Below are 5,527 nucleotides of genomic sequence, written 5' to 3'. Positions count from 1 at the left end.
CGAACTGGGGCAAAGCTGGTACGCGGGCGCGCGCTATGCGTCCTTCCTGCGGCTGGGGGCCGCGCAGAGCATGAAGATCACCCCGCGGCGGCAGCTTTCCTTTGCGGTGGATGCGGAGAAGCAGATGGGGCAAGCGACCGTGGATGTCGATACGCTGGCCGCCGCCCTGCGGCTGAGCGAGCGGTTGGAGAGCGGGCGCACCGTCTTTGGCGGGCTGTCGGCACGGCAGACCATTTCGGACAGCGGGCAGGCCGAATACCGCGAGGTCGAGGCGCGCGGCGGGGTCGACCTTGGCGAGACCATGATGGGGGCGGAGGTGACACTGGGGCTGGGGGTGGCGCTGCGCGATTACGACGTGTCGCCCCACAGCCCCACGGGTCGGCAGGACAGACGGGTCTTCGCCGATGCGACGGCCACCTTCCGGGGCATCGACTACTACGGTTTCAACCCCGCCCTGACGGTGAGCGCATCGCGCACGGACAGCAACATCGGCCTTTACGACACGCGCCGGTTCGGCGTGGGGCTGGGCATCCGCTCCGCCTTTTGAGGGGGGGGCGCGGGGGCCGTCAATTTCGCGCGATGCGCTGGTATCATACGGGCCACGTGCTAGGTTCGGCCAAAGGAAAATCGAAAGGAACGGCATGCCCATCAAATATCTGCACACCATGGTCCGGGTGAAGGATCTGGAGAAATCCAAGGCCTTCTACGAATTGCTGGGCCTGAAGGAACGCCGCCGGATCGAGAACGAGCAGGGGCGCTTCACCCTGGTCTTCATGTGCCCCCCCGGGCAGGACGACGGCCACGCGGATGTCGAACTGACCTACAACTGGGACGGGGACGATGCCCTGCCCGACGACAGCCGGCATTTCGGCCATCTGGCCTATACCGTCGACGACATCTACGCCATGTGCGCGATGCTGCAGGACAACGGCGTCACCATCAACCGCCCCCCGCGGGACGGGCGCATGGCCTTTGTCCGCTCGCCCGACAATATCTCTGTCGAACTGCTGCAGGAAGGCGATGCGCAGGAGCCGAAAGAGCCATGGGCCAGCATGGAGAACACCGGCTCTTGGTAAGGCGTCTCGTCGCCCCGGCCCTTGCGGGGGCGGCGCTGCTGGCGGCGGCCTCGCCGCTGGCGGCGGCCGAATGCCGTCTGGCGCTGCTTCTGGCGCTGGATGTGTCAAGCTCGGTCGACGCGCAGGAGGACGCGCTGCAACGCGGCGGTATAGTCGCCGCCCTGACGGCGCCCGAGGTGGTGGATGCCTTTTTCGCCGCCGACCAGCCGGTCGCGCTGTCGGTCTATGAATGGTCGGGGCGCTACAATCAGGCGGTGGTGCTGGACTGGACGATGATCGACAGCCCCGCCGCACTGGTTTCCGCCGCCGAAACGGTCGCTGCCAGCAAACGCAGCCACAACGATTTTCCCACCGCCATGGGATACGCGCTGGGCTATGGCGCGAAACTGCTGGAACAGGCGCCGCGCTGCCTGCGCAAGACGCTGGACATGGCGGGCGACGGGCAGAACAACGAAGGCTTCGGCCCGGCGGCGGCCTACCGGGAGTTCGCTTTTGGGGATGTCACGGTGAACGGTCTGGTGGTCAATGCCGCCGACTACGAAGGCGAAGTGGGGCTGATTGCCTTTTACCGCGCCGAAGTGCTGCACGGGCCGGGGGCCTTTTTGCAGATTGCCGACGGGTTTGACGATTATGAACGCGCCATGCACGCCAAGCTGGTGCGCGAAGTGACGCCGCCCGCCATCGGTGCGCTGCCCCTGCCCCGCGCGGGCGGCTCCGCCGGATGACAGGCCGGGCGGGGCCTGCGGCCTGCGCGATGCTCGCGCTCTGGGCCGGTCTGGCACCGGGGGCTGCCGCATCCGCCTGCCGTCAGGCGCTGGCGCTGGGGCTCGATGTGTCGGGGTCGGTCGATGCGCGGGAATACCGGCTGCAGATCCACGGGGTGGCGGATGCGCTGTCCGACCCCCGGGTGCGGCAGGCGCTGCTGTCGATGCCGGAGACCCCGGTGCGGCTGCTGGTCTATGAATGGAGCGGGTCGGAGGATCAGGCCATCATTCTGCCCTGGACGGCGATCGATACCGCCCCCGCGCTGGATGCCGCCATCGAGACCCTGCGGGCGACACGGCGGCGCGAGGCCAGCCCCGGCACCGCGTTGGGGGTGGCGATGACGCGGGGGGCGGCCCTGCTGGCCACGCAGAATGATTGCTGGCGCCGCACGCTCGATCTGTCGGGTGACGGCAAATCCAACTTCGGCCCCCGCCCGCGTGACGTGAAGGACGCGTTGGTCGCGGCGGGGAATGTGACCATCAACGCGCTCGCCATCGGGGTGGACAACCCGGCCACGGGTGACATCAGGCAGGCGGAAATCGCGGAGCTTTCATCCTATTTCCGCGCCGAAGTCATCCTTGGCCCTGGGGCCTTCGTGCATACCGCGCTGGGGTTCGAGGATTACGCCCGCGCCCTTGCCGAAAAGCTGCTGCGCGAGCTTGACGGGATCGTCCTGTCCCGGCTGGATGCCGCGCCTCAGTAGATGTAGCGGATCTGGTCGGACCAGTAGCGTTCCATCCGTTTGAGCGCATGGGCGATATCCGTGATCCCGTCGCGCCCGAACATGCCGTTGCTTTCCAGCCCTTCCGCGTGGCGGGCAAAGAGGTTGGAGACGAGATCGCGGATCGCGCGCCCGCGCACCGTCAGCCGCACCCGCACGGAGCGGCGGTCGATCGCGCAGCGTTCGTGATGCATATAGCCCATTTCCACCAGCTTCTTGAGGTTGTAGCTGACGTTGCTGCCCTGATAATAGCCGCGGCTCTTGAGTTCGCCCGCCGTCACCTCGTTGTCGCCGATATTGAACAGCAGCAGCGCCTGAACGGCGTTGATCTCCAACACGCCGACACGCTCGAATTCATCCTTGATGACATCCAGCAGCAGCCGGTGCAGGCGTTCCACCAGCGAAAGCGCTTCCAGATAGCCGACCATGAAATCCCCTGGCTGGCCGGGCGGCGCGATATGGTCCTGTATACTCATTCCGTTCTCCGACGTTGACTGGCTGGAGCCAACCTGCGCGTCAAATCGGAATATTTCGTTAAACGCGCCGGGCATCGCGGCCCGGGGCTTAACCGTCGCACGAGGGGGCGCGACGGCGTATGCGTCAACCGCCGGGCAGCCCTGCGCGGATGTCGCCGATCAGCGCGGCGTGGCGGGCGGGCGGCGCCGCCTGCCCGCTGACCCACTGGTAGAGATCGTGGTCGTTTTCTTCCAGCAGCGCGTCGTAGCCATCGAGGCCCGCGTCGTCCATCCCGGCCAGCCGCGCCTCCGCATAGGCCGACAGGATCAGGTCCATCTCTTTTATGCCGCGCCGCATGGAGCGCATGCGCAGCCGCTTGACGCGGTCGGGCCGCGTTTCAGCCATGGACCTGATCGCTCAGGGCGCGGCGCAGGCGCTTTTCCAGACGGCCGAGGTTTTCGGCCCGCTTCAGCAAGTCGCTGCGCAGGCTGCGCATCTCGGTCAGGATGTCGTTGATGTCCTCGGGCATGCTCTGACGGTCTTCGGGGGCGCCGATGCCTTCGCCCTCGCCGTTGATCAGCCACATCATCGAGACATTGAGCAGACCGGCCAGCATGGACAGGCGGTTCGCGCGCGGTTCGGAATGGTCGTCTTCCCATCCGCGCAGCGTGCTCTGGCGCACGCCGAGGCGACGGGCGAGTTCCGCCTGGCTCAGGCCCGCCTGCTCTCTCGCGGCGGAAACCCTGTCGCCGAATGTCGCGGCGTCGGGGCCGTACCAGTCAATCTCGTCGTTCATCGCACTTCTCCTTCTGTGGGGTTGGCGCTTGATCGGGCCATGCGCCCCCCCTATGAGTAGGCTCGCATCTTTACCGAACCAGAGGCCGAAATGGAACTGCTCTCCGCGACACTTGACCGCGTCAAACCGTCCCCCACGATCGCGGTGACGACGAAGGCCGCCGAACTCAAGGCGGCGGGGCGCGATGTCATCGGCCTCGGCGCGGGGGAGCCGGACTTCGACACGCCCGACAACATCAAGGAAGCGGGCATCGCCGCGATCCGGGCGGGCAAGACGAAATATACCGCCGTCGACGGCATTCCGGAGCTGAAGCAGGCCATCTGCGACAAGTTCCGCCGGGACAACGGGCTGAGCTACACCCCGGCGCAGGTCAGCGTCGGCACGGGGGGCAAACAGGTGCTCTACAACGCGCTGATGGCCACGCTGAACCCCGGCGAGGAGGTCGTGATCCCCGCGCCCTACTGGGTCAGCTATCCCGACATGGTGCTGCTGGCCGGGGGCGAGCCCGTCATCGCGCCCGCCACGCTCGAGACCGATTTCAAACTGTCGCCCGAGGCGCTGGAGGCCGCGATCACGCCGCGCACCAAGTGGTTCATCTTCAACTCGCCGTCCAACCCCACCGGCGCGGGATATACCCGCGACGAGCTGAAGGCGCTGACGGATGTGCTGATGCGCCATCCGCATGTCTGGGTCATGTCGGACGATATGTACGAACACCTCGCCTACGACGATTTCACCTTCTGCACCCCGGCTGAAGTGGAGCCGGCGCTCTATGACCGAACGCTGACGGTCAACGGTGTCTCCAAGGCCCATGCCATGACCGGCTGGCGCATCGGCTATGCCGCGGGGCCGGAAAAGCTGATCGGCGCGATGCGCAAGATCCAGTCCCAGAGCACATCCAACCCCTGCACCATCAGCCAGTGGGCGGCGGTCGAGGCGCTGAGCGGGCCGCAGGATTACATCGCCCCCAACAACGAGATGTTCGCGCGCCGCCGGGACCTCGTGGTCGCGATGCTGAACGAGATCGAGGGCGTGACCTGCCCAAAGCCCGAGGGGGCGTTCTATGTCTATCCCTCCATCGCGGGGTTGATCGGCAAGACCTCAAAGGGCGGTGCCGAGATCACCGACGATCAAGCCTTTGCCACCGCCTTGCTGGAGGAGACCGGCGTTGCCGTCGTCTTCGGCGCGGCCTTTGGCGTATCGCCCAACTTCCGCGTCAGCTACGCCACCTCGGACGATGTGCTGAAGGAAGCCTGCGCCCGTATCCAGAACTTCTGCGCGGGTCTCACGTGACCCGGCGGCGGGGACCGGGCTGATGGCGGGGGAACTGCCGGAATATTATTTCCGCGTGCGCGAGAACGGCGCCGCCGTCTTCCGCGTGGATACCGAGAACCGCAACCGCCGGATCGAGATGGACCAGATCGCCGTGGTCAACATCCGCAACGGCGAGATCAAGCCCCACGGCGAGCGCACCCTGTCGGACGCCGATCTGGACCGGATCCGGGGCTGGATGGAAGAACGCGCTCGCCTGCTGGCCCTGCGCGACATCGACGACATTCACCGCGCTGTGGATTACCTGAACCTGACCACGCAATGGGTGCAGTCGAAGGCCACCGACGAACAGCTCGACGCGGTGACCAACGATCTGCTGCTGGCGATGCACGATTTGCGCAGCACGCTGGTGCGCAAGAAGGCCGACAGGGTGTTGAAAGA

The 5,527-nt window shown here is 66.4% G+C and carries 9 protein-coding genes; 6 read left to right on the top strand and 3 right to left on the bottom strand.

Going from position 1 to position 5,527, the window contains the following annotated elements; all coding sequences use genetic code 11:
* From A3728_RS09945 to A3728_RS09930, 4 genes are all read left to right on the top strand, one after another.
* On the top strand, positions 1 to 547 hold a 547-nt coding region (locus A3728_RS09945), incomplete at its 5' end, for a surface lipoprotein assembly modifier (RefSeq protein WP_150120721.1).
* Positions 548 to 641: 94 nt separating this feature from the next.
* Positions 642 to 1,076: a VOC family protein gene (locus A3728_RS09940; protein WP_067922854.1), complete on the top strand. Its 435-nt coding sequence runs from the start codon at positions 642 to 644 to the stop codon at positions 1,074 to 1,076.
* Positions 1,043 to 1,801 (top strand): DUF1194 domain-containing protein, encoded by a 759-nt coding sequence (locus A3728_RS09935; RefSeq protein ID WP_082851071.1) that lies wholly within the window; start codon positions 1,043 to 1,045, stop codon positions 1,799 to 1,801. The genes A3728_RS09940 and A3728_RS09935 overlap by 34 nt, the downstream gene beginning before the upstream one ends.
* A complete protein-coding gene (locus A3728_RS09930) occupies positions 1,798 to 2,544 on the top strand; it encodes a DUF1194 domain-containing protein (RefSeq protein ID WP_443069073.1) in 747 nt (248 codons plus the stop codon). The genes A3728_RS09935 and A3728_RS09930 overlap by 4 nt, the downstream gene beginning before the upstream one ends.
* Here the strand turns inward: A3728_RS09930 and A3728_RS09925 are convergent.
* The 3 genes from A3728_RS09925 to A3728_RS09915 all read right to left on the bottom strand — a co-directional run bounded on the left by A3728_RS09925 (position 2,538) and on the right by A3728_RS09915 (position 3,814).
* On the bottom strand, positions 2,538 to 3,038 hold the full coding sequence (locus tag A3728_RS09925) for a MarR family winged helix-turn-helix transcriptional regulator (RefSeq protein ID WP_067922847.1): 501 nt from the start codon (positions 3,036 to 3,038) through the stop codon (positions 2,538 to 2,540). The two genes, A3728_RS09930 and A3728_RS09925, sit on opposite strands and share 7 nt — an antisense overlap.
* A 124-nt stretch (positions 3,039 to 3,162) precedes the next feature.
* A complete protein-coding gene (locus A3728_RS09920) occupies positions 3,163 to 3,423 on the bottom strand; it encodes a succinate dehydrogenase assembly factor 2 (protein WP_067922845.1) in 261 nt (86 codons plus the stop codon).
* The gene (locus A3728_RS09915; RefSeq protein WP_067922844.1) at positions 3,416 to 3,814 is read right to left on the bottom strand and encodes a helix-turn-helix domain-containing protein; all 399 of its coding nucleotides are present in this window, start codon (positions 3,812 to 3,814) and stop codon (positions 3,416 to 3,418) included. The genes A3728_RS09920 and A3728_RS09915 overlap by 8 nt, the downstream gene beginning before the upstream one ends.
* A 90-nt stretch (positions 3,815 to 3,904) precedes the next feature.
* Here A3728_RS09915 and A3728_RS09910 point away from each other — a divergent pair, with 90 nt between their 5' ends.
* Together A3728_RS09910 and A3728_RS09905 are read left to right on the top strand one after the other, a co-directional pair.
* Positions 3,905 to 5,107: a pyridoxal phosphate-dependent aminotransferase gene (locus A3728_RS09910; protein WP_067922842.1), complete on the top strand. Its 1,203-nt coding sequence runs from the start codon at positions 3,905 to 3,907 to the stop codon at positions 5,105 to 5,107.
* A gap of 22 nt (positions 5,108 to 5,129) precedes the next feature.
* The coding region (locus A3728_RS09905; RefSeq protein ID WP_067922841.1) for a hypothetical protein at positions 5,130 to 5,527 on the top strand (398 nt) is incomplete at its 3' end.

Source organism: Sulfitobacter sp. HI0040, assembly GCF_001634885.1.
GTDB lineage: Bacteria > Pseudomonadota > Alphaproteobacteria > Rhodobacterales > Rhodobacteraceae > Sulfitobacter.
The sequence above is the reverse complement of the archived record's forward strand: the minus strand, read 5'-3'. Positions and strand labels throughout refer to the sequence as shown.

Excerpts from the sequence above, each read along its gene's own strand:
- A3728_RS09940 (WP_067922854.1), top strand. The coding sequence starts at position 642 with ATGCCCATCAAATATCTGCACACCATGGTCCGGGTGAAGGATCTGGAG.
- A3728_RS09935 (WP_082851071.1), top strand. The coding sequence starts at position 1,043 with ATGGGCCAGCATGGAGAACACCGGCTCTTGGTAAGGCGTCTCGTCGCC.
- A3728_RS09930 (WP_443069073.1), top strand. The coding sequence starts at position 1,798 with ATGACAGGCCGGGCGGGGCCTGCGGCCTGCGCGATGCTCGCGCTCTGG.
- A3728_RS09925 (WP_067922847.1), bottom strand. The coding sequence starts at position 3,038 with ATGAGTATACAGGACCATATCGCGCCGCCCGGCCAGCCAGGGGATTTC.
- A3728_RS09920 (WP_067922845.1), bottom strand. The coding sequence starts at position 3,423 with ATGGCTGAAACGCGGCCCGACCGCGTCAAGCGGCTGCGCATGCGCTCC.
- A3728_RS09915 (WP_067922844.1), bottom strand. The coding sequence starts at position 3,814 with ATGAACGACGAGATTGACTGGTACGGCCCCGACGCCGCGACATTCGGC.
- A3728_RS09910 (WP_067922842.1), top strand. The coding sequence starts at position 3,905 with ATGGAACTGCTCTCCGCGACACTTGACCGCGTCAAACCGTCCCCCACG.